The 21,432-nt window shown below is 77.2% G+C and carries 21 protein-coding genes and 1 pseudogene; 6 read left to right on the top strand and 16 right to left on the bottom strand.

Features of this window, described 5'->3' with window-relative positions; all coding sequences use genetic code 11:
• Positions 1-89: 89 nt before the first annotated feature.
• Positions 90-1,970 (top strand): AAA family ATPase, encoded by a 1,881-nt coding sequence (locus ACGFZ2_RS00645; RefSeq protein WP_393448667.1) that lies wholly within the window; start codon positions 90-92, stop codon positions 1,968-1,970.
• A 108-nt stretch (positions 1,971-2,078) separates the two neighbouring features.
• Entirely contained in the window at positions 2,079-2,972 is an 894-nt protein-coding gene (locus ACGFZ2_RS00640; RefSeq protein ID WP_393448664.1) for an aldo/keto reductase, read from the top strand.
• A 66-nt stretch (positions 2,973-3,038) separates the two neighbouring features.
• Here the strand turns inward: ACGFZ2_RS00640 and ACGFZ2_RS00635 are convergent, their stop codons facing one another.
• The 7 genes from ACGFZ2_RS00635 to ACGFZ2_RS00605 form a co-directional block, all read right to left on the bottom strand.
• Complete coding sequence (locus tag ACGFZ2_RS00635) at positions 3,039-3,605, bottom strand: dienelactone hydrolase family protein (protein WP_393448661.1); 567 nt, start codon at positions 3,603-3,605, stop codon at positions 3,039-3,041.
• 58 nt (positions 3,606-3,663) lie between these two features.
• Positions 3,664-4,773: a nucleotide disphospho-sugar-binding domain-containing protein gene (locus tag ACGFZ2_RS00630; RefSeq protein WP_393266349.1), complete on the bottom strand. Its 1,110-nt coding sequence runs from the start codon at positions 4,771-4,773 to the stop codon at positions 3,664-3,666.
• A gap of 73 nt (positions 4,774-4,846) precedes the next feature.
• Entirely contained in the window at positions 4,847-5,254 is a 408-nt protein-coding gene (gene paaI, locus ACGFZ2_RS00625; RefSeq protein ID WP_393266352.1) for a hydroxyphenylacetyl-CoA thioesterase PaaI, read from the bottom strand.
• Position 5,255: 1 nt separating this feature from the next.
• On the bottom strand, positions 5,256-6,563 hold the full coding sequence (paaK, locus tag ACGFZ2_RS00620; protein WP_393266354.1) for a phenylacetate--CoA ligase PaaK: 1,308 nt from the start codon (positions 6,561-6,563) through the stop codon (positions 5,256-5,258).
• 160 nt (positions 6,564-6,723) lie between these two features.
• The gene (locus tag ACGFZ2_RS00615; RefSeq protein ID WP_393448658.1) at positions 6,724-7,689 is read right to left on the bottom strand and encodes a zinc-binding dehydrogenase; all 966 of its coding nucleotides are present in this window, start codon (positions 7,687-7,689) and stop codon (positions 6,724-6,726) included.
• Positions 7,690-7,781: 92 nt separating this feature from the next.
• Complete coding sequence (locus ACGFZ2_RS00610; protein WP_393448655.1) at positions 7,782-8,222, bottom strand: DUF6766 family protein; 441 nt, start codon at positions 8,220-8,222, stop codon at positions 7,782-7,784.
• 124 nt (positions 8,223-8,346) lie between these two features.
• On the bottom strand, positions 8,347-8,796 hold the full coding sequence (locus ACGFZ2_RS00605; protein WP_363707415.1) for a MarR family transcriptional regulator: 450 nt from the start codon (positions 8,794-8,796) through the stop codon (positions 8,347-8,349).
• A 139-nt stretch (positions 8,797-8,935) separates the two neighbouring features.
• Between ACGFZ2_RS00605 and ACGFZ2_RS00600 the strand changes: the two genes are divergently transcribed.
• The 4 genes from ACGFZ2_RS00600 to crcB all read left to right on the top strand — a co-directional run bounded on the left by ACGFZ2_RS00600 (position 8,936) and on the right by crcB (position 11,987).
• The gene (locus tag ACGFZ2_RS00600) at positions 8,936-10,156 is read left to right on the top strand and encodes an MFS transporter (protein ID WP_393448652.1); all 1,221 of its coding nucleotides are present in this window, start codon (positions 8,936-8,938) and stop codon (positions 10,154-10,156) included.
• Positions 10,157-10,295: 139 nt separating this feature from the next.
• Positions 10,296-11,054, top strand: a complete 759-nt coding sequence (locus ACGFZ2_RS00595; protein ID WP_393266361.1) for a class I SAM-dependent methyltransferase — start codon at positions 10,296-10,298, stop codon at positions 11,052-11,054.
• A gap of 67 nt (positions 11,055-11,121) precedes the next feature.
• On the top strand, positions 11,122-11,628 hold the full coding sequence (locus tag ACGFZ2_RS00590; protein ID WP_393266363.1) for a fluoride efflux transporter FluC: 507 nt from the start codon (positions 11,122-11,124) through the stop codon (positions 11,626-11,628).
• Positions 11,625-11,987, top strand: coding sequence for a fluoride efflux transporter CrcB (gene crcB, locus ACGFZ2_RS00585; RefSeq protein WP_393266365.1), 363 nt, complete (start codon positions 11,625-11,627; stop codon positions 11,985-11,987). The genes ACGFZ2_RS00590 and crcB overlap by 4 nt, the downstream gene beginning before the upstream one ends.
• Here the strand turns inward: crcB and cobA are convergent.
• The 9 genes and pseudogenes from cobA to cobI all read right to left on the bottom strand — a co-directional run bounded on the left by cobA (position 11,957) and on the right by cobI (position 21,410).
• Complete coding sequence (gene cobA / locus ACGFZ2_RS00580; RefSeq protein ID WP_393448649.1) at positions 11,957-13,678, bottom strand: uroporphyrinogen-III C-methyltransferase; 1,722 nt, start codon at positions 13,676-13,678, stop codon at positions 11,957-11,959. The genes crcB and cobA overlap by 31 nt on opposite strands.
• A complete protein-coding gene (locus tag ACGFZ2_RS00575) occupies positions 13,675-14,265 on the bottom strand; it encodes a precorrin-8X methylmutase (RefSeq protein ID WP_393448646.1) in 591 nt (196 codons plus the stop codon). The genes cobA and ACGFZ2_RS00575 overlap by 4 nt, the downstream gene beginning before the upstream one ends.
• Positions 14,262-15,254: a HoxN/HupN/NixA family nickel/cobalt transporter gene (locus tag ACGFZ2_RS00570; protein ID WP_393450177.1), complete on the bottom strand. Its 993-nt coding sequence runs from the start codon at positions 15,252-15,254 to the stop codon at positions 14,262-14,264. The genes ACGFZ2_RS00575 and ACGFZ2_RS00570 overlap by 4 nt, the downstream gene beginning before the upstream one ends.
• A gap of 63 nt (positions 15,255-15,317) precedes the next feature.
• Positions 15,318-15,541: pseudogene (locus ACGFZ2_RS00565) on the bottom strand (DUF362 domain-containing protein); the annotation flags it as partial.
• Positions 15,529-17,379, bottom strand: coding sequence for a precorrin-3B C(17)-methyltransferase (gene cobJ, locus ACGFZ2_RS00560; RefSeq protein WP_393448643.1), 1,851 nt, complete (start codon positions 17,377-17,379; stop codon positions 15,529-15,531). The pseudogene ACGFZ2_RS00565 and the gene cobJ, both read right to left, overlap by 13 nt.
• Positions 17,376-18,617: a precorrin-6y C5,15-methyltransferase (decarboxylating) subunit CbiE gene (cbiE, locus tag ACGFZ2_RS00555; RefSeq protein ID WP_393448640.1), complete on the bottom strand. Its 1,242-nt coding sequence runs from the start codon at positions 18,615-18,617 to the stop codon at positions 17,376-17,378. Before cbiE ends, cobJ begins: the two co-directional genes overlap by 4 nt.
• Positions 18,605-19,750 (bottom strand): cobalt-precorrin-5B (C(1))-methyltransferase, encoded by a 1,146-nt coding sequence (locus ACGFZ2_RS00550; protein WP_393448637.1) that lies wholly within the window; start codon positions 19,748-19,750, stop codon positions 18,605-18,607. Before ACGFZ2_RS00550 ends, cbiE begins: the two co-directional genes overlap by 13 nt.
• Complete coding sequence (gene cobM / locus ACGFZ2_RS00545) at positions 19,747-20,628, bottom strand: precorrin-4 C(11)-methyltransferase (RefSeq protein WP_393448634.1); 882 nt, start codon at positions 20,626-20,628, stop codon at positions 19,747-19,749. The genes ACGFZ2_RS00550 and cobM overlap by 4 nt, the downstream gene beginning before the upstream one ends.
• Positions 20,625-21,410, bottom strand: a complete 786-nt coding sequence (gene cobI / locus ACGFZ2_RS00540; RefSeq protein ID WP_393266601.1) for a precorrin-2 C(20)-methyltransferase — start codon at positions 21,408-21,410, stop codon at positions 20,625-20,627. Before cobI ends, cobM begins: the two co-directional genes overlap by 4 nt.
• Positions 21,411-21,432 lie beyond the last annotated feature (22 nt).

The raw sequence follows: 21,432 nt of genomic DNA, 5'->3' as shown, positions 1-21,432 counted from the left end.
GAAAGGCGGGTGCGATGCCCATGCTCACCATCGTCGCCGGTCCGCAACGTGTCGCGTCGGCAGGCTGGCCGGCACCGGAGGAGAGACGCATGGTCACCGTGCTGTTCGCCGACATCGTCGGGTCGACCGCGCTCGTCGACCGGCTCGACCCCGAGGACGTACGGGCCCTGCAGCGCGCCTACTTCGCCACCGTCTCCGGGGTGCTGCGCCGGTGGCACGGGGTGGTCGAGAAGTACGTCGGCGACGCGGTCATGGCGCTGTTCGGGGCGCGCGAGTCCGACGGGTTCGACGCGTACCGGGCGGTGCGGGCGGCGCTGGACATCCAGCGGGCCCTCGACCGGCGTCCCGTGCCCGGCGCGCCGCGGCTGCGGGTCCGGGTCGGGGTGGCCACCGGTGAGGCGCTGGTGGACCTCGCCGCGACGCACGACGGCGGGCACGGCGCGGCCAGCGGCGCGGTGACCAGCACCGCCGCCCGGTTGCAGGAGTACGCCCCGCCGGGCGGGGTGGCGCTCTGCGCGGCCACCCACCGGGCCACCGTGGGGCTGATCGACCAGCGCCGCGTGCCGCCGGTGGCCCTCGCGGGCAAGGCGCTGCCGGTGGACGTGTGGCACGCCACCGGCGCCGCCCGGCCGGCCCCGGCCCCGCACGAGGGCCCGCTGGTCGGGCGACGGCGGGAACTCGCCACCGCCCGGGACCTGATCGTCCGCGCCGTGCGGGACCGCAGCCCGCGCTGGCTGTCGCTGGTCGGTCCCGCCGGCAGCGGGCGCAGCCGGCTGCTGCAAGAGCTGCGGCACGCCGTCCCGACCGTGGACGACGTGCCGGTGCGCTGGTGCGTCGCGCACTGCCCGCCGTGCCCGGAGGCCCTGGCGCCCGTCGCCGACCTGGTACGCGGGGCCGCCGGCCTCCGCGCGAACGACCCACCTCCGGTCGTACGCCGTCGGCTCGCCGCCGCCCTCGCGGGCCTGGTGCCGCCCGCCGGCCTGACCGAGGCGGTGTCCGCGCTGGAAGGACTCCTGGCGGGCCCGGACGCCGCCGGTGAGGCCGCGCGGGGCACCGAGGTGGCGCGGGAGGTGCTGCTGTCGCTCGCCGCCCGGGAGCCGCTGGTGGTGGCGGTGGACGACCTCGACCGGGCCACCGGGGAGCTGAACCGCTTCCTGCACCGGCTCTTCACGGCGGCCACCGCCCGGTCCCTGCCGCTGGCGGTCGTGGTGCTGCACCGTCCCGAGTGGGCGGACGTGCTGCCCGGGGCCCGGGACCGCCGGCACCGGCTGGACGTGCCGCCGCTGCGCCCGGTGGAGACCGGCCGGCTGCTGCGTCACCTGCTGCGCCGGGCCGACCGGCCGGCGGCGGAGGCCGCGCGCCTGCTGCCGCTGGTCGGGGGCAACCCCGGCCGAGCCGCCGCGTACGTGGCGTCGCTCGACGTGGCGCCGACCGACGTGGCGCCGACCGCGGTGCCGCCCGTGCCCGAGCCGGTGCGCCGGGAGGTGGACGCCCGGCTGGACCGCCTCGACGGCGTCCGGCGGGCGGCGCTGACGGCGGTGGCGGCCCTCGGCGTCGCTGCCCTCGGCGCGGGGGTCACCGCGTCGGCGGTGGGGCACCTGCTCGGCTGGTCGCCCGCCCGCGCGGTGCCGGAGCTACGCGCCCTCGCCGCCTCGGGCCTGCTGGTCGGCCGCGCCGGCGGCGGGTACGCGGTCGCCGACCCGGTGCTGCGCGAGGTCGCATGCGCCCGGCTGCCGAGGGCGGTGCGGGCCGCGATCGCCGGGTGGGCCGGGCAGCCCTCGGATCCGGTGGCGCCGGCCCGCCGGCTCGCCGCGGCGGCCGTAACCGCGTCGGGGGCCGCCCCGTCCTCCGCCGTGCCCGTCGAACGCGACCGCGCCCCGTCGGCCCGGCCGGCACGGTCGGACTGGCGGAGGCGCCGCGAATGGCGGTCGGCGTGGGGGCTGCCGCGCGGGGCGTCGGCGGCGGCGTGACGGAGGGCCTTCTTCCCCCACGATCCATGTTAAGCCGGTGCCGGCCCCGGGCGGTATCGGGCGGCTGACCGAGTGCGCGGGCCGGATCCCCTTGGCTAGCTTCGCCTGATGCCTGTCGAAGAGATCACCGCCTCCGCCGCCGGCACCTGGACCCTCGGCGACCGCACCGTGCACCGGATGGGCTTCGGGTCGATGCGGCTGACCGCCGACCCGGACCGGGCGCGCGCCCTCCGCGTCCTGCGCCGGGCGGTCGAGCTCGGCGTCAACCACATCGACACCGCCGCCTTCTACGTCTCGCCGGGCGGGCCCCTCGGCGTCGGCACCGGACCGCGCCGGTACGCCACCGAACTCATCCGGGAGGCGCTCGCGCCGTACCCGAACGACCTGGTCATCACCACGAAGGTCGGGCCGTCGTTCGACGCGGCGAACCGGCACCGGGAGCTGACCCCGGCCGAGCTGCGCCGGGAGGTGGAGGAGAACCTGCGCCGCCTCGGCCGGGACCACCTGGACGTGGTCAACCTGCGGATCGTCCGGCGCGAGGGGCGGGACTCGGTGGCGGAGCGCTTCGCCGCCCTCGCCGAGCTGCGCGACGCCGGGCTGATCCGGCACCTCGGCCTGTCCAACGTGCGGGTGGACCACCTGGACGAGGCGCAGGCCGTCGCACCGGTGGTCTGCGTGCAGAACGCGTACGCCCTCGACACGAACCGGTGGGCCGACGACCTGCTGCGGGTCTGCGGCGAGCGCGGAGTGGCCTTCGTGCCGTTCTTCGCGATCGCCGGCGCCGGGCGGGAGGCGGGCGCGACCGGCGAGCACGACGACGCGGTGCGCGCGGTGGCCCGCGCCCACGGGGTGACCCCGCACCAGGTCCGCCTGGCCTGGACGCTGCACCGGGGGCGGCACGTGCTGGCCATCCCCGGCACCGGCGACCCGGAGCACCTGGCGCAGAACGTGGCGGCCGGCGCGATCCGGCTCTCCGCCGACGACCTGGCCCGCCTCAGCTGAGCGGCCCGGTCTGGCCCAAGCCCGGGGCGGCTCAGCGGGCCGACGGCCCGCCCCGCCGGGGTCCGGTCAGCGGTCGGCGAGGAAGGCGATGGCCCGCTCCCAGGTCTGCGCGGCGGCCGTCGCGTCGTGGTCGGGCAGGTGCGGGTCGGTGTAGAGGTGCCCGACGCCGGGATAACGGTGGACGGACAGCTCCGCGCCGGCGTCGGTCATCGCCCGCCGCCACTGCGCGACCTCCGGTTCCGCGTCGTAGTCGTCCGGGTCGCCCAGGTGCAGCTGCACCGGCAGGCCCGGCCGGACCGACTCCGGCTCGCCGCCGACGCCGGAGAGCAGCAGCAGCGCCGCCGCGTCGGGGCGCTCGGCGAGCATCGCGCCGGCCACCCCCGCGCCCATCGAGAAGCCGGCCAGCACCGCGTCGGCCGGCGCCTCGCGCAGGGCCTCCCGGGCCCGGTCCAGCACGGCCTCCTGGCCGATCTTGCCGAGCAGGGCGAAGCCGTCCTCCACCGTCGCCGCGGCCGGCGCGCCGTAGAGGTCGGGGGTGACGACCGTGTGCCCGGCGGCGCGCAGCCGGTCGGCGGCGGTCAGCACGGCCGGCCGCAGCCCGTAGACGGAGTGAAACAGCACGACATGTCCCATGGAGGCATCCTGCCTCACACCCCCGACCGGAACGGGCCGCCGCGCGGGCGGGACGGCGTCAGCCCAGCGACTCCAGCCGGCGCACCAGCTCCGCCGGCCCCGGCATCGCGGCGATCTCGGCGCTGACCTGCCTCGCCGCGTCGCGCAGCGCCGGATCGCCGACCAGCCGGGTCAGGGTGTCGGCGGTGATGTCGCGGGCCCGGACCGCGATTCCCGCGCCGCGCGCCGCCACCAGCTCGGCGTTGTGCCGCCGGTCGCCGGGCCCGACGGTGGCCAGCTGCGGCACCCCCGCGGTCAGCGCGGTGAAGACGCTGCCCGCGCCGCCGTGGTGGACCAGCGCCGCGCTCGCCGGCAGGGCCTCGGCGAGCGGAATCCAGTCGACGGTGCGCACGTTGCCGGGCAGCGCCCGGCGGGCCAGCCGTGCGTCCGGGCGGACCAGGACGAACTCGGCGTCGACCCGGTCGGCGGCGGCGACGACCGCCGGCATCGGCCCGGCGCTGCCGGGGCCGGCGACGGTGCTGCGGCTGACCAGCACCCGCGGGCGCTCCCCCGGCTCGCGCAGCCAGCCCGGCAACTCGCCGCCGCCGGCGTGGGCGGCGTAGCGCATGGGCCAGCCGTCCTGGTGCCGCACGCTGGGCGGGGCGACGGCAATCGCGGCGGCCGGGGGCGGCAGCTCCGTCAGGCCGTGCCGGCGCAGGGCCCCGCCCAGGCGCGCGAGGGTGACCCGGACCAGCTCCCGGCCGTCGAAGAGGGCGTTCTCCTGGCGTACGGCGGGCACCCCGCGCGTCGCGGCGGCGAGCGCGCCGGCCACCGCGAACGGCTCGTGGACCACCAGGTCGGGCTTCCACCCCGCGGCGACGGCGACCACCCCGTCGGCGATCTGGTCGTTGACCGCGCCGAAGAGCAGCGCCGCGCCCCGGGTGCCGGCCGTGCCGGCCAGCTCGGCCCGGGCGATCAGCGGGTGGCGCAGCATGACGCCCCGGGCGATCCGGCCGAAGTCGAACGCCGGCGCGACATCGCGCACCGGCAGCCCGGACTGCTCCGCCCGCAGGCCGTCGGCGGCGGTGGCGACGAGCACCTCGTGCCCGGCGGCACGCAGCGCGGCGGCCAGCGGCAGCAGGGGGAAGACGTGCCCGATCAACGGCGCGGAGACCACCAGAACTCGCACCGCCCCGATGCTAGCCGCGCCGGTAACGCTCGTGGGGGCGGCGAGGTGGGGCGCATCGGCGGCGGCGCGAGGCTCAGCCGGCGGGCGTCGGCAGGGTGCGGCTGCGGCCCCGGAACTCGGCGACCACCTCGCCGCCGTCGCGGGTGACGGTGACGTCGTAGATGCCGCTGCGGCCGTACCGGGTGCGTTCGGTGGCGCGGGCGGTCAGCAGGTCGCCCTCGCGGGCGGGACGGACGAAGGTGATCTCGCCGCCGGCGGCGACGGTGACCGGACCGTGGCTGTTGCAGGCCAGCGCGAAGGCGGTGTCGGCGAGCAGGAAGACGAAGCCCCCGTGGGCGATCGCGTGGCCGTTGACCATCGCACCGGTCACCCGCATCCGGGCCACCGCCGCCCCGTCGGCGGCGTCCACCAGCTCGATGCCGAGCCCCTTCGACGCCGCGTCGGCGTCGAACATCTCGTACGCGGCGTTGCGTCCCGCCATGTCAGGCGCCCCGCCGCTGGTCGACGATCCGCCGCATCTTGCCCATCGACCGCTCCACCCCGTCCGGGGCGACCACCTCGACCGCCACGCTCACTCCGATCGTGTTCTTGACCAGCCCGACCAGTGCTCCGCCGGCCCGCTCGGCGGCCTCGGCGGCCACCCCCGCCCGCCGCTCCACCCGGACGGTCAGCGTGTCCATCCGCCCCTCCCGCCCGAGGACGCACTGGAAGTGCGGCGAGAGCTGCGGCGTACGCAGGATCAGCTCCTCGATCTGGGTGGGGAAGACGTTCACCCCGCGCACGATCATCATGTCGTCGCTGCGTCCGGTGATCTTCTCCATCCGGCGCATCGGGCGGGCGGTGCCGGGCAGCAGCCGGGTCAGGTCGCGGGTGCGGTAGCGGACGACCGGCATGGCCTCCCTCGTGAGCGAGGTGAGCACCAACTCGCCGCGCTCGCCGTCGGGGAGCACCTCCCCGGTGACCGGGTCGACGATCTCCGGATAGAAGTGGTCCTCCCACAGGTGCGGCCCGTCCTTGGTCTCCACGCACTCGTTGGCCACGCCCGGGCCCATCATCTCGGAGAGGCCGTAGACGTCCACGGCGTGCATGTCGAGGCGCTGTTCCATCTCCCGGCGCATGTCCTCCGTCCACGGCTCCGCGCCGAGGACACCGACCTGGAGCGAGGTGGCGCGCGGGTCGATCCCCTGCCGCTCCATCTCGTCCACGATCGCGAGCAGGTAGCTGGGGGTCGCCATGATGACCTCCGGCTCGAAGTCCCGGATCAGCATCACCTGGCGTTCGGTCATCCCGCCGGAGACGGGGATGACGGTGCAGCCCAGTTCCTCCGCGCCGTAGTGCGCACCGAGCCCGCCGGTGAACAGCCCGTAGCCGTACGCGACGTGCACGCGGTCGCCGGGGCGGCCGCCGGCGGCCCGGATCGACCTGGCCATCAGCCGGGCCCAGGTCCGCAGGTCGTCGGCGGTGTAGCCGACCACCGTCGGCCGGCCGGTGGTGCCGGAGGAGGCGTGCAGCCGGGCGATGCGTTCGCGCGGCACGGCGAACATGCCGAACGGGTAGTTCTCCCGCAGCTCCGCCTTGCCGGTGAACGGGAAGCGGGCCAGGTCGGCCAGGTCCCGGCAGTCGTCGGGGTGCACCCCGGCGGCGTCGAAGGCGCGGCGGTAGTGCGGCACATTGTCGTACGCGTGCCGCAGCGACCAGCGCAGCCGCTCCCGCTGCACCGCCCGCAGCTCGTCGACGCTCGCCCGCTCGATCGGCTCCAGGTCCTCGGGACGCGGGGTGCGGTCCTGCATCGGTGCCTCCTGCACGTCACGCTGGCGCGGCGGCGGCGGTCGCGTGCCGACACCTCCGGATCGCCCCGGAACCGGGCCGCCCCGCCTGCCGATCTTGGTACCGTACGCCGGCCGGCGGCGCGGCACCACCGGTGGCCGGGACGGCCGGCGGGCCCGGCGGTCAGACGGTGAGCAGCGTCTTGCCGATCGCGGCACGCTCCTCGATCGCCCGATGGGCGTCGGCGGCCCGGTGCAACGGGAAGGTCTGGCCGACCAGGGGCGCGATCCGCCCCGCCGCCGTGGCGTCGAGCGCGGCCCGCAGGTGCCGGCGCGCCTGCTCGGGGGTAAACTGGACGTCGCCGATGCCGGTGACGGTGATGCCCCGGGCGCGCGCGGCCTCGGCGGCGGGCACCGCGAACTCCCCGGCCGGGGTGCCGTGCGCGGAGAACCGCCCGCCGTCGCGCACCAGGTCGAACGCCGCCCGGCCGTAGTCGCCGCCGGCACCGTCGAAGACGACGTGCGGGCCGTCCGTCGTGGCCCGGACCCGCAGCGTCCAGTCCGGCTCGGCGTAGTCCACCACGACGTCGGCGCCCAGCCGGCGCAGCGCGTCGAGCTTGGCCGCGCCCCGGGCCGCCGCGACGACGAACCCGCCTCGGGCGCGGACCTCCTGCACGAGCACCACGCCGAGGCCGCCGGCGGCGGCGGTGACCAGCACGTGGTCCCCGGGGCGGACCGGCACCAGGTCGAGCAGGCCGAACGCGGTCGTCCCGTCGTGCAGCAGCGCCGCCGCGGCCGGCAGGGAGACCCCGTCGGGCACCGGCACCAGCCCCTCGGCGGGCACCACGGCGCGCTCCAGGTAGCCACCCCGCTCGTCGGTCCTGGTGACCACCCGCCGGCCGATCCAGCCCGGGTCGACCCCCGCGCCGACCGCGCCGACGGTGCCGGCGACCCCGACCCCCGGCCGGTACGGCGGCCGGACGGGAAAGTATTCGCCGCCCTGCCCGCGTCGGATCATCGTCTCCACCCAGAGCACGTCCGCGACGGACACCTCGACCACGACCTCGTCCGGACCGGGTACCGGCTCGGGGGCCTCGGTCAGGGCCAGCACCTCCGGCCCGCCGAACGCCGCCACCTCGATCACCCGCATGTCAACCCTCCACATCGCTCGCCGACGCGGTCAAGCCTCGGAGGTGAAGCGAGGTTGAGGTCAACGGGCGGCGCCGTGGCGCCGCCCACACGTCACGGGTTCTCCGGGTCCAGGTCGCGCTCGCGCAGCAGCGCGTCCAGCTTGGCTTCGATCCGCTCGTCGGACTCGCGGGACTGGGAGGAACCCCAGTAGTAGAACAGGGCCAGGCCGGCCGCCTGCCAGATCAGCTGGAGGAACTCGGACTGCCAGTTCTCGAAGGTGGAGGCGAGGAACTGCGGCAGGAAGTCCGCCCAGGCGAAGGACTGACCGTGCTGGCTCGCCTCGTTGCTCTCCGCCACCGCCTGGAAGACGAACTGGCCGATCCAGGAGAACAGGAACAGCGCCCCGGTCACCAGCGCGAACGCGTACGCCCGGGGCCAGCGCGGCTTCCGGAACGGCGGCCCCCCGGCCCGCCTGGCGTTGCGGCGCGGACCTCCCCCGTCGGACGCTGGACCGGACGGACGCACCTGTGCCGGCGTCGTCGTATCCGCCATCACGACCCCCTCTCGACGATCCCCTGTCGGGCATGTGCCCCGGCTCGGCGCTGCCGAAACGGCGGGTCGGCGGGTCGGCGCGGCGGAACGGCGCGGCGAAACGGCGGATCGGCGGATCGGCGGGTCAGCGGGACGCCGGGAGCCGGTGCAGCGCGTCGACCAGCGGGGCGAGTTCCGGTGCGGCCTCGGCCTCGGCCAGCGCCTCGGCCAGCACCCGGTCGTGGGTGGGCCGGGCCTGGGCGAGCAGCTCGCACCCGGCGGGGGTGAGCTCGGTGTAGATGCCGCGTCGGTCGTCGGCGCAGAGGACCCGGGTGAGCAGGCCGCGGTCCTCCAGGCGGGTGACCAGCCGGGTGGTGGCGCTGTCGGAGAGCGCGGCGGCCCGGGCCAGCTGCCGCATCCGCATGTGCCAGCCGTCCTGGCGGGAGAGCGCGTCGAGCACCGTGTACTCGACCACGGAGAGCTGGTGCCCGGCCTGGAGCGCGCGTTCCAGGGACGCCTCGATGAGGCCGTGCAGCGCGGCGAGGGTGCGCCAGCCCTGTGCGCGGACCTCCACGGCGTCGTCGCCGATGCCCATCCGACCTCCTCGCGGTGTGACCTGGTCGACCCCCAGCCTAGCAGGCTTGCGCCGTTATCCCGCGCGTGCAACTATTTCGTTGCTTCCGCGTGTAGTTGCATGCGCCAGCTATTCTGCCTCTCTCCTGGAACGGAAGACCATGTCTGGACGGAACCGGTCCCTGCCCGGTGGACTGCTCGCGCTGGCCGTCGGCGCCTTCGGCATCGGCCTCACCGAGTTCGTGATCATGGGGCTGCTGCCCCAGGTGGCCGCCGACTTCGCGGTGACCGAGTCGGTCGCCGGGTGGCTGATCTCCGGCTATGCGCTCAGCGTCGCGATCGGCGGCGTGGCGCTGACCGCGGCGGTCACCCGGCTGCCGCGCAAGCCGGTGCTGCTCGGCCTGATGGTGCTCTTCATCATCGGCAACCTGCTCTCCGCCCTGGCCGACGGCTACGGCGTGATGATGGCCGGCCGGATCGTGGCCGCGCTCTGCCACGGGGCGTTCTTCGGCATCGGCGCCGTGGTCGCCGCCGGACTGGTCGCGCCGGCCCGGCGCGCGGGCGCCATCGCGCTGATGTTCGCCGGGCTGACCACGGCCAACGTGCTCGGCGTACCGTTCGGCACCTTCCTCGGCCAGCATCTCGGCTGGCGGTCGACGTTCTGGGCGATCACCGGCATCGGCGTGGTCGCGCTCGCCGGCCTGGCCCTGCTCGTCCCGGCCCGCCCGACCGGCGACGCCGACCGCCCCGCCGACGGGCTCCGCGGCGAGCTGCGCGCCTTCACCCATCCGCAGGTGTGGCTGTCGCTCGCGGTGACCGTCCTCGGCTTCGGCGGCATGTTCGGCGCGTTCACCTACATCGCGTACACCCTGACCGAGGTCAGCGGCTTCGCCACCGGGACGGTGCCGTGGCTGCTGGTGCTCTTCGGGGTGGGCCTGTTCGTGGGGAACCTGCTCGGCGGTCGCGCCGCCGACGTGTCGCTGTCGCGCACCCTGGTCGTCGTGCTCGCGGCGCTGACCGTGGTGCTCGCGTTCTTCGCCCTGACCGCCGGCAGCCGGCCGCTCACCGTGGCCTCGCTGCTGCTGATGGGCGGGTTCGGCTTCGCCACCGTTCCCCCGTTGCAGATGCGGATCATGAGGTACGCCCACCAGGCGCCGACGCTGGCCTCCGGGGCGAACATCGCGGCCTTCAACGTCGGCAACGCCCTCGGCGCGTGGGTGGGCGGGACGACGATCGCGGCCGGGCTCGGCTACACCGCCCCGATCTGGGCGGGCGCGGCGGTCACCCTGGCCGGCCTGGGCGTGCTGCTGGCCGCCCTGCGACTGGCCCGCCGGCAGGCCGCGGCGCGGCCGGCGGAGCGGGAACTGGTCGCCTCGACCTGACCGACCGGCGGCAGCGGGGCCGGTCGGGCCGGGCCCCGCCGCCCCGACCCGGACCATCCCGCTGCAATCTTCTCGCTGTTGCAAATTATTGGCAACAAGGTCTGGACAGCGCTCCGGAACGGTAACTAGCCTCATCGCTATGAGTCCTTACATCAGCAACGTCGCCGCCTGGCAGGAGAGCTGGGACCGGCAGCAGGAGGCGTACCTGCCGGACCGGGAGCACCGGTTCACCGCGATGCTCGACGCGGTCGAGGCGATCCTCGACGGCGGGCGACCCCGCCTGCTCGACCTGGCCGGCGGCACCGGCACCATCTCGGCCCGGGCGCTGCGCCGCTTCCCCGACGCCGAGATCACCCTGGTCGACCTCGATCCCGCGCTGCTGGCCATCGCCAGGTCGACGTTCGGCGACCGGGTCACCGTGGTCGAGGCCGACCTCGGGCAGCCGGAGTGGACGACCGCGCTGCCGGTGCGGGAGTACGACGCGGTGCTCACCGCCACCGCGCTGCACTGGCTGCCGGGCGACCGGCTGGCCCGCCTCTACGCCGAGCTGCACGGCGTGCTGCGCCCGGGCGGGATCCTGCTCAACGCCGACCACATGCCCGACGACGCGCTGCCGGAGCTGACCAAGCGCCTGCTGGACAGCGCGCGGACCCGGCGCGAGGCCCGCTACGCCAGCGGCGCCGTGCTCTCCTGGTCGGACTGGTGGGAGCGGGCGGCGGCCGACCCGGCGCTCGCCCCACTGGTGCAACGGCGGCGCGAGATCTACCCGACCGGGCACAGCCCGGAGTGGAACCCGCCGGCCTCCTGGCACCTGGCGGCGCTGACCGACGCCGGCTTCACCGAGGCCGGCGTGGTCTGGCGCGGCGGCGCCGACGCCGCCGTCGCGGCGGTGCGCTGACGGCGGGGCACCACGGCACGGGTCGGCCGTCCGCGGCCGACCCGGCGTATGCTGCGGCGACGGCCGGATGGCGGCCGACGGCACCGTGGGAGGAGACGTGACCGGCCCGTCCGAGCCGTCGCGCGTCGACCCGGACGTCGACCTTCGGGTCCCGGCCGACCGCGACGAACTCACCGCGCACCCGGCGGCGGTGCTCGCCGCCGTCTCCGCCGGGGGTGTGCTCGGCGCGCTGGCCCGGGCCGGCCTGCAGGCCGCCGTCCCGCACTCCCCCGCCACGTTCGGCTGGGCCACCTTCTGCGTCAACGTGAGCGGGTGCCTGCTGATCGGTGTCCTGATGGCGGTGCTCGGCCACGTCGGCGGCGGCCGACCGCTGGCCCGCCCGTTCCTCGGCGTGGGCGTGCTCGGCGGGTACACGACCTTCTCCACCTACGCGGTCGACGCGCACCAGGCGCTGCTCGCCGGCGCCCCCGGCACCGCGCTGGCCGCCCTCGGCGCCACGCTGGTCGGCGCGCTGCTCGCGGTCTGGGCCGGCGAGGCCGCCGCCGGGCGGCTGCTCGCCCGGAGCGGCCGTTGACCGCCCTGCTCGTGGCGCTCGGCGCGGCGCTCGGCGCCCCGCTGCGCTACCTCACCGACCGGGCCGTGCAGGCCCGCTTCGGCACCGGGTTCCCGTGGGGCACGCTGACGGTCAACGTAGTCGGGTCGCTGCTGCTCGGTGCGGTCACCGGCCTGCCGGCGGACCCCGCACTCACGGCGCTGGTCGGCACCGGCTTCTGCGGGGCGCTGACCACCTGGTCCACGCTGAGCTACGAGACGCTGCGGCTGGCCCGGGCGGGACGGCGGCACGCCGCGCTGGCCAACATGGCCCTCAGCGTCGCCGCCGGCCTCGCCGCGGCCACCGCCGGCTACGCCCTCGCCCGCGCGGCCACCGGCTGACCGGCCGCCATGCCGGTCTCCCGCAGCCGCACCACCGGTCCGAGCACGAACACCGCCGGCGGCCGGACGTCCTCCCGCGCGGCCAACCCGCCCACCTCGTCCAGCCGGGACGACCAGGTGCGCTGCTCCGGCTGGCCGCCGTCGGCCACGACGAGCACGGGGGTGTCCGGGGCGCGGCCGTGCTCCACCAGCACCGCCGCGATCTTGGCGATGGTGTCCACCGCCATCAGCAGCACCACGGTGCCCCGGGACCGGCCCAGCGCCACCCAGTCCACCAGGGAGTCGGGGTGCCCCGGCGGCAGGTGCCCGGAGACGACGGTGACGTCGTGGGCGACGCCCCGGTGGGTGACCGGGACGCCGGCCAGGGCCGGCACGGCCAGCGCGCTGCTCACCCCGGGAACCAGCACGGTCTCGACCCCGGCCGCGGCGCACGCCTGGACCTCCTCGTGGCCCCGGCCGAAGACGTACGGGTCGCCGCCCTTGAGCCGGACCACGCGCTTGCCCGCGCGGGCGTACGCGATCAGGGTGTCGTTGATGGTGTCCTGCGGCATCGACGGCCCGCGCGGCACCTTGGCGGCGTCGACCACCACCACGTCCGGGCGCAGCCCGGTGAGCAGCCCGCGCGGGGCGAGCCGGTCGGCGACCACCACGTCGGCGCTGTCCAGCAGGGCCTTCCCCCGTACGGTGATCAGGTCGTCGGGGCCGGGGCCGCCGCCCACGACCGCGACCTGTCCCGGGCGCAGGCCGGGCCGCTGGTCGCGGTGGTGGTGACGGCCACCGTGGTGGTGGTCCCCGTGCTGGTGGTGGTCCCCGTGATGGTGGTGGCCGTGGCCGTCGACCGGGTCGTCGGGGTGGTCGTGCGGGGTCTGCGGCCGGCCCACCTTGTCGGCGAAGCCCGGCATCAGCACCCGGTACGCGCAGGTGTCGCAGTTCATCCGGATGTCGCCGCGGCGCGCCTCGGCGTGCCGTTCGAGGACGAGGTCGGCGAGGGCGTCGCAGTCGCCGATCAGGTCGGCCACCCGCACGTCCAGCTCGGGGTGGGCGGCGGCGAAGTCGGCCGACTGGGCGACGATCCGGTCGGGCAGCACGCCGGCGAAGAGGAAGTACGGCGCGACGACGATGCGCCGCGCGCCGAGCCGGCGCAGCCGGTCCAGCACCGCCGGCACCGACGGCTCCGCGAGCGAGATGAAGCCCGGCTCGACGCCGGCGTAGCCGCGCCCCTCCCAGAGCAGCCGGGCCACCTTGGCCACCTCGGCGTTGGCGTCCGGGTCGGTGGAGCCGCGCCCGATCAGCGCCACCCAGGTGCCGGCCCGATCGGCGCCGGCCAGCGCGGCGTCGATCCGCTGCTCCAGAGCGGTGTGCAGCAGCGGGTGCGGGCCCAGCGGCCGGCCGTAGGCGTAGCTGAGCCCGGGGTGGCGCTGCCGCTCGCGGGCCAGCGCGGCGGGGATGTCGCCCTTGCCGTGGCCGGCGGCGGTCAGCACCAGCGGCAGCGCCACCAGCGACCGGTGTCCCCGGTCGACGAGCGCGCCCACCGCGTCGGTCAGCGGCGGCCGGGACAGCTCGATGAAGCCGCCCTCGACGTCGCCGACGGCGCCGGCGGCGCGCCGGCGGACCCGCTCCACGAACGCCACAAACTGGTCGACCCCGGCCGCGCTGCGCGTGCCGTGCCCGACGATGACCAGAGCGGTCATTGCTCCTCCTCCACGTACAGCAGGGCGTTGAGGGCGGCGGCGGCGACCGCCGAGCCGCCCTTCTCGCCCCGGTTGGACACCCCGGGTAGGCCGCTGGCCCGCAGCGCCGCCTTCGACTCGGCGGCGCCCACGAAGCCCACCGGCAGCCCGACGACCAGCGCCGGCCGGGCGTCCAGGGTGATCAGTTCCTCCAGCGCGGTCGGTGCGCAGCCGACCACCCACACCGCGCCGGGGCCGACCCGCTCCAGGGCGAGCCGCACCGCCGCCGCCGACCGGGTGATCCCGGCCGCGCGGGCCAGGTCGGCGGCGGCCGGCTCGGCGACCGGGCAGACGGTCTGCCGACCGGTGATGCCGGCGGCCACCATCGCCACGTCGGTGACCACCGGCGCGCCCGCGCGCAGGGCGGCCAGCCCGCCGGCCAGGGCCGCCTCGTCGCAGACCAGGTCGGTGACGTAGTCGAGGTCGGCGCTGGCGTGCACCACCCGCTCGGTGACGGCCCGGGTCAGCGGCGGCAGGTGCGCGAGGTCCACCCGGGAGCGCAGGATCCGGTACGACTCCCGCTCGATGGGGTGCACGACCCGGCTCACGGCCGCACCGCCCCGGCACCGTAGCGCTCGTCGTAGCGGCGCAGCTTCCACAGCGCCACCGCGCCGGCCCAGGCGAACACGAAGAGCGCCACGACGGCGTACCCGAGCTGCTCGAAGTGGTCGGCGATCCCCGCGTACCAGGACAGCGCCGACAGCCCGAGGTGGTCGACCAGCAGGCCGGCGGCGTAGACGCTGGCGACCAGGCCGCCGACCAGCACGGTCACCGCCGTGGTGGCCAGGTTGTAGTAGAGCCGCCGGGCCGGGTGCCGGTACGCCCACGAGTAGGCGCGGCTCATCAGCAGGCTGTCGGCGGTGTCCATGGCGGACATCCCGGCGGCGAAGAGCAGCGGCAGGGTGAGCAGGGCGAGCACGGGCAGCCCGCCGGCGGCGGCGGTGCTCGCCGACAGGGCGAGCAGGGTCACCTCGCTGGCGGTCTCCAGGCCGAGGCCGAAGAGGAACCCGACCGGCGCCATGTGCCAGGAGGAGCGCACCAGCGCGCGGGCCCGGGAGCCGAGCACCCGCTGCACCAGACCCCGGTTGAGCAGGTGCAGGTCCAGCTCGCGCTCGTCCAGGTCGCCGTGGCGCAGCCGCCGCCACAGCCGCGCCAGGCCGGCCAGCACCGCCGCGTTGAGCACCGCGACCAGGGCGAGGAACAGCGTGGCGGTGAGGATCGCGACGGTCGCGCCCACCTCGCGGGCCTCGGCCAGCCCGGGGCCCGCGAGGTTGGCCGAGGCGAGGCCGACGACCAGCGCCAGCAGCAGCACCACCCCGCTGTGCCCGAGGGCGAAGAAGAAGCCGACGCCGACCGGGCGCCGACCGCGCAGCAGCATCAGCCGGGTGGTGTCGTCGATCGCCGCGATGTGGTCGGCGTCGAAGGCGTGCCGCACCCCGAGCAGGTACGCCAGCGTGCCGGCCCCGGCGAGGCCGCCGGCCGCGGCGGGCTGGTTGTTCCAGTACAGGTAGAGACTCCAGCCGGCGACGTGCAGCACGGCGACGGCGAGCACGATGCCGCCGAGGCGTACCCGCTCGGCACGGCTCCACCGGCCGGCCGGGGGTGCGGCGCTGACCGCGGTCGGACTCATCGGCTTCCTCCACGTTCGTCGGTGCCGGTGGCGCGGATGGCGTCCACCGGGCAGATCTCCAGGCATTCCAGGCAGCCGGTGCAGCGGTCCGCGCGGACGGCGAGGCCGCCGGGCACCGGTCGGATGGCGTGCGTCGGGCAGGTGAGCAGGCAGGCGCCGCAGCCCTGGCAGGCGCCGATGGTCACCGCCGCCACCGGTACCCCCGAGGGGTGACCATCCGGCCGGCGACCACCCGGGTCTGGCTGCTGCCCACCACCACGACGCTGTACATGTCGACCAGCGCCGGGTCGAGGTCGGCCAGGGTGGCCAGGTGCACCCGCTCGTCGGGTCGGCTGGCGTTGCGCACCACCCCGACCGGGGTGTCCGGCGGCCGGTGCGCGGCGAAGACCTCCAGCGCCGCGCCGAGCTGCCAGTCGCGGGCGCGGCTGCGCGGGTTGTAGAGCAGCGCCACGAAGTCGCCCTCGGCCGCGGCGGCCACCCGGCGCGCGATGACCTCCCACGGGGTGTGCAGGTCGGACAGGCTCAGGTAGGCGTGGTCGTGGCCGAGCGGCGCGCCGAGCAGGGCGCCGGCGGCGAGGGCGGCCGTCACCCCGGGCACCCCGACCACGTCGATCCGCTCGTCGGCGTACTCCAGGGCGGGGCTGGCCATCGCGTACACGCCGGCGTCGCCGGAGCCGACCAGCGCGACGGCGTGACCCGCCACGGCCTCGGCGACGGCGGCACGGGCCCGTTCCTCCTCGGCGCCCAGGCCGCTGGCGAGCACCCGGGTGCCGGGGCGGAGCAGGTCGCGGACCTGGTCGACGTACTGGTCGAGGCCGACGACCACGGCGGCGCGGCGCAGCTCGGCCGCCGCGCGGGCGGTGCGCAGGTCGGGCGCGCCCGGGCCGAGGCCGACGATCGCCAGCCGGCCGCGCGGGGCGTGCCGGGCGACCGCCACGGTGGCCATCGCCGTCGCGGTCTTCGGCACCAGCAGCGCCGCGTCGCCGCCGAGCAGCGCCGCCGCCTCGGCGACGCTGGGGGTGCCGACGGCGGCGCGGACCACCTCGCTGGGGTGCGGCACGTCGACCGCCGCCAGCTCCGCCGCCGGATGCGTCACCAGGGGTACGCCGAGCGCGTCGGCGGTCGCCCGGATGCCCGCCTCGTCGGCCTTGATATCGGCGCTGGCCAGGTGCCGCAGGCTGGCCGGGCTGAGGCCGGCCTCGGCGAGCACCCGGTCCAGCAGGCCGCGCACCTCGGCGGCGGGCACGCCCCGGCTGGCCCCCACGCCGGCGACCAGCGACGGAGGCCGCAGCACGGCCGTCCGGTCGTCGAGCGGCACCACCCGGTCGCTGACCAGCAGCCGGTACCCGCCGACCGTCGGCCCGGCCGGCGCGGAGCCGGCTTCGACCCGCTCGCCGGGCGGGACCGGGCCGGCCGGCGGGGCGGACCCGGCCGGCTCAACCGGTCCGGCCGGCTCGGCGGACCCGGCCGGCTCAACCGGTCCGGACGGCGTCGGGGCGGGGCGCACGTTGTCGGGCAGGGCGGGCAGCGGCCAGGCGGCGTCGGCGACGAGGGTGACCGGCTCGCCGTCGAGGATGGCGCGGCTGACGGCGGCGACGGCACCCTCGACGGGCCAGCCGAGCGTGTCCAGCCCGGGCAGGCCGACGGCGTCGGTGGCGGTGGTGACCACCGGCCGCGCGTCGAGCACCGCGCCGGCCCGCCCGGCGAGGTCGTTGGCGCCCCCGGCGTGCCCGCCGAGCAGCGCGACCGCGTGCCGGGCCGCCTCGTCGACCACCACCACGGCCGGGTCGGTGTGCTTGTCGCCGAGCAGCGGCGCGAGGATGCGCACCACCGCCCCGGTGGCCAGGAACGCCACCACCGCGTCGCACTCGGCCCAGGCGGCGCGCAGCGCGTCCGCGACGGTGTCCGCCGTGACCAGGCGGGCGTGCGGCCAGGCGTCGGCGAGGGTGCGGGCGTGCCGCCGCCCGGCAGCGGTGGCGGCGACCAGGCCGATCCGGGTCGGCTGGTCCGTGGCGGTGGGCGGGTGGTTCACGGGCGCTCCCCGGTGAGGACGACCACCGGGTTGGTGGCCGCGAGTCGGATGGATCCGCCGGGCAGGTCGGCGAGGCGGGCGGCGGAGAGCTGGACGCCCTCCACGGCGTAGCCGCCGGCGCGCAGCAGCCCGACCGCCGGGGCGACCCGGTCGACGGCGGCGAGGGTCACCACCACCCGGTCCGGCCGGCGGTGCGCCACGGCGGCGAGCACGTCGGTGCCGCCACCCCCGACGAAGACGGCGTCCGGGTCGGGCAGCCCGTGCAGCGCCCCGGGGGCGGCGCCGACCACCACCCTGACGTCGACGCCGTGCCGGGCGGCGTTGGCGCGCACCGGCGCCGCCGGGTCGCGGTCGACGGCGACCACGGCTGCGCCGAGCAGGGCGCACTCGATGCCGACCGAGCCGCTGCCCGCGCCGACGTCCCAGACCAGTCGGCCGAGGCGGGGGCGCAGCCGGGCCACGGCGAGGGCGCGTACCTCCGACTTGGTGATCATCGAGTCGCGGTGCGCGTAGGCGGACTCGGGCAGCGCCCACCCGCCGGCCGGCGCGGCGGCCGGCTGGTTGTCCGCCCGCATCCCGGCGGCCCCGGGCTCCCCGGCGAGGCTGAGCAGCACGTGCGGGTCGGCCCAGACGCGGGCGGCGGCCGCCTCGGGGGTGGTCTCGGTGAGCCGCTCGGCGTCGGTGCCGAGGTGCTCGGCGACGACCAGCCGGCGGGCCCAGCCGACCAGACCGGCACCCAGCTCGGCGGCCCCGGCGCCGGGCGCGGTGAGCACCGCGACGGCGGGCAGCGCCCGGCAGGCGTTCAGCGCCGGTCGCGGGTCCCGGCCGTGGGCGGTGACCACGGCCGCGCCGTCCCAGGGCAGCCCGGCGCGGGCGAACGCGGCGGCCACGCTGGACACGGCCGGCAGCACCCGCAGCGGCAGCCCGGCCGCCCGCAGCCGCCGGACGACGCCGAACAGCCCGGGATCCCCGCTGGCCAGCACGACCGCCTCCGTTCCGGCGGCGACGGCGGCGGCCAGCCGGTCCAGCGCCGGCGCGAGCGGCCCGAGGGCGACGGTGTCGGCGCCGGCCGGCAGGCGTACGGCGGCCAGGTGCCGGGCCGCGCCCACCACCAGCCGGGCCCCGGCGAGCGCGGGCGCGGCGGCGGGGTGCGGCGGCCCCCCTCCGGCGTCGATCCCCACCACGGTCACGGCCGGCCCGGTGCCCCCGGCGGGCGGGCTCCCGGTCACGCCGCCCACCGGCCCGACGAGGCGACGACCCGGTCGCCCGCGAAGTCGACCATCGCCACGTCGACGGTGACCGCGTTCCCGGCGAACCGGAGCAGCACCTGGCGTACCCGCCGACAGAGCAGGTCACCGGCGGCGCCGAGCAACCCGGCGGTCTCCCACAACTCGTACGCGTGCCGCCCGGTGTTCGCCGCGGCGACCGCCGCCACCAGGTCGGGGTCGCCGCCCGCCTCGGCGGTGACGTCGCCGAGCAGGGACAGGTCCACCTTGGACCGCGTGTAGTGGGTCATCAGGATGCCGGCGGCGAGCTTCGCCAGCTTGCCGGCCATGCCGACGAAGACCACCCCGGTCATCCGGTCGCCGACGGCGGCGGTGACCGCCGCGCCGGTGAAGTCGCCGACCTCGACGAAGCACACCTCGGGCAGCTCCGGCAGCAGCGCGCGGGCGGCCCGCTCGGTGCGCCCGCCGGTGCACAGCACCACCGTCCGCTCCCCCTGGGCGGCCATCACGTGCACCGCCTGCACCACGCTGGCCCGCCAGGAGGCGGTGGAGAACGGCCGCACGATGCCGGTGGTGCCGAGGATGGAGATGCCGCCGAGGATGCCGAGCCGCCGGTTGGTGGTCTTGCGGGCCATGATCTCGCCGCGCGGCACGCTGACCACCACGCAGACGCCCACCTCGGCCAGGTCGACCACCTCGGCGACGGCCTGGCCGATCATCCGGCGCGGGGTCTCGTTGATCGCCGGCCCGCCGACGGGCAGCCCGAGTCCCGGCCTCGTGACCGTGCCGACGCCCGGCCCGCCGTCGAGCCGCAGCCCGGGCACGTCCCGCCAGCCGACGGTGACGGTCAGCTCGGCGCCGTGCGTGACGTCGGGGTCGTCGCCGGCGTCCTTGACCACCACTGCCTCCGCCGACGTGCCGGCGTGGACCTCGCAGCGGGCCACCGGGAAGCGGACCCGGCGGCCGGCGGGCAGACCGATCTCCACCTCCCGCTGCGGCACGCCGGTGACCAGGGCGGTCACCGCCGCCTTCGCCGCCGCCGTCGCGCAGGCGCCGGTGGTCCAGCCCGTGCGCAGCGCGGTGGGCCGGACCTTCGCCGTACGCGGCAGGTCCGGCTCGCGCAGCGGCGGCTCGGCGTACGTCATCCGGTGTGCCCGTCCCCCGCCGTCCCGCCGGTGGCCCGGGCGCGGCGCAGGTCGGCGCGGGCGGCCGGCTCGGCCCGCCGGAACGTGTGGAAGTGCCCGGGGTGGTAGAGGTGCGAGCGGGTGCCGGCGGCGGCGAGCGCCGGGCCGACTAGGAAGAGGGTGTGCTTCCAGAGCTTGTGCTCCTTGACCGTGGCCTCCAGGTCGCCGAGGGCGCACCGCACCACCAGTTCGTCCGGCCAGGTCGCCTGGTACGCCACCACGACCGGGGTGTCGGGCGGGTAGCCGCCGGCCAGCAGCTCGGCCTGCGCCTGCCCGGAGCGGGCGGCGGAGAGGAACAGTGCCATGGTGGTGCCGTGCCGGGCGAACTCGCGGACCCGCTCGCCCGGCGGCATCGGGGTCTTGCCGCCCTCCAGCCGGGTCAGGATCACCGACTGGGCGACCTCGGGGATGGTGAGTTCCCGGCCGACGATCGCCGCGACGGCGGTGAACGACGAGACGCCCGGGACGATCTCGACGGCCAGCCCGAGCGCCCGGCACAGGTCGAGCTGCTCCTGCACCGCGCCCCACAGCGCCGGGTCGCCGGAGTGGATCCGCGCCACGGTCAGCCCCTCGGCGGCGGCCCGCCGGTAGAGCGGCAGCACCCCCTCGATCGGCAGCCGCGACGAGTCGACGATCTCCGCGTCGGGGCGGGCGTGGGCGAGCACGTCGGCGTGCACCAGGCTGGCCGCCCAGACCACCACGTCGGCCGCGCCGATCACCCGGGCGGCGCGCAGGGTCAGCAGGTCGGCCGCGCCGGGGCCGGCCCCGACGAACCACACCTTGCCCGTGCTGGTCGGCCCGCCGTCGTCGGCGCGGGCCGCGGTCGGCGCGGTGGTCACAGCTTTCCTCCTCTACGGTCCCGGCGGGCCGGGACCAGCAGCGTCGACAGGTACGGCAGGTCGTCGGCGGCGTCGGCGACGGGGCCGATCCGCTCGTCGGGCAGCCCGAGGCCCCGGCCCAGCACCGCGTCGCCGAGGCGGCCCTGCCGGCGCAGCTCGGCGACCAGATCGGCGTGCCGCCGCCAGCCCTTGTAGGCCACGACGGTGCCGGGGCCGGCGAGCGCGTCGGCGAAGAGCGCCAGCCCGGCGGTGGCCGGCAACAGGGTCAGCGGCTCCCGGCCCTCGCAGAGCGGGACGCCGCTGCGCGCCGCCAGGTCCTGCATGGCGGTGATCCCGGGGACCGTGCGCACCTCGACCGCCGGGCGGCGGGCGCGGACGGTCTGCGCCAGGTAGCCGAAGGTGGAGTAGACGTTCGGGTCGCCGATGGTGGCGAAGGCGACGGCGCGGGCGCCGCCGTCGACCGCGTCCACCACGGCCCGCGCGGCGTCGTCCCAAGCCCGTTCCCGGCGCGCGGTCACCCCGCCCCGGTCGTCCAGGGCGAACGGCAGCCGGCGCAGCCGGTCCGGCGCGACGTGCGCGGCCACGGTGGTCTCGGCCCGCCCGGGCGGCGCGTCGCCGTCCGCGGCGAGGCGGTCCAGCACCGGTACGAACACGAGGTCGGCCTCGGCCAGCACCCGGACCGCCCGGAGGGTGAGCAGTTCCGGGTCGCCGGGACCGACCCCCACCCCGGTCAGCGTGGCGGTGGGGGCGTCCCCGCCCGGCGTCCCGCCGCGCGCGCTCACCGGCTCGCCGCCGTCGTGCCCG

It is taken from the genome of Micromonospora sp. NPDC048063 (assembly GCF_043202855.1).
Lineage (GTDB): Bacteria > Actinomycetota > Actinomycetes > Mycobacteriales > Micromonosporaceae > Micromonospora.
This window is presented reverse-complemented; position numbering and strand designations above follow the sequence as displayed.

Excerpts from the sequence above, each read along its gene's own strand:
- ACGFZ2_RS00645 (WP_393448667.1), top strand. The coding sequence starts at position 90 with ATGGTCACCGTGCTGTTCGCCGACATCGTCGGGTCGACCGCGCTCGTC.
- ACGFZ2_RS00640 (WP_393448664.1), top strand. The coding sequence starts at position 2,079 with ATGCCTGTCGAAGAGATCACCGCCTCCGCCGCCGGCACCTGGACCCTC.
- ACGFZ2_RS00635 (WP_393448661.1), bottom strand. The coding sequence starts at position 3,605 with ATGGGACATGTCGTGCTGTTTCACTCCGTCTACGGGCTGCGGCCGGCC.
- paaI (WP_393266352.1), bottom strand. The coding sequence starts at position 5,254 with ATGGCGGGACGCAACGCCGCGTACGAGATGTTCGACGCCGACGCGGCG.
- paaK (WP_393266354.1), bottom strand. The coding sequence starts at position 6,563 with ATGCAGGACCGCACCCCGCGTCCCGAGGACCTGGAGCCGATCGAGCGG.
- ACGFZ2_RS00615 (WP_393448658.1), bottom strand. The coding sequence starts at position 7,689 with ATGCGGGTGATCGAGGTGGCGGCGTTCGGCGGGCCGGAGGTGCTGGCC.
- ACGFZ2_RS00610 (WP_393448655.1), bottom strand. The coding sequence starts at position 8,222 with ATGGCGGATACGACGACGCCGGCACAGGTGCGTCCGTCCGGTCCAGCG.
- ACGFZ2_RS00605 (WP_363707415.1), bottom strand. The coding sequence starts at position 8,796 with ATGGGCATCGGCGACGACGCCGTGGAGGTCCGCGCACAGGGCTGGCGC.
- ACGFZ2_RS00600 (WP_393448652.1), top strand. The coding sequence starts at position 8,936 with ATGTCTGGACGGAACCGGTCCCTGCCCGGTGGACTGCTCGCGCTGGCC.
- ACGFZ2_RS00595 (WP_393266361.1), top strand. The coding sequence starts at position 10,296 with ATGAGTCCTTACATCAGCAACGTCGCCGCCTGGCAGGAGAGCTGGGAC.
- ACGFZ2_RS00590 (WP_393266363.1), top strand. The coding sequence starts at position 11,122 with ATGGCGGCCGACGGCACCGTGGGAGGAGACGTGACCGGCCCGTCCGAG.
- cobA (WP_393448649.1), bottom strand. The coding sequence starts at position 13,678 with ATGACCGCTCTGGTCATCGTCGGGCACGGCACGCGCAGCGCGGCCGGG.
- ACGFZ2_RS00550 (WP_393448637.1), bottom strand. The coding sequence starts at position 19,750 with ATGACGTACGCCGAGCCGCCGCTGCGCGAGCCGGACCTGCCGCGTACG.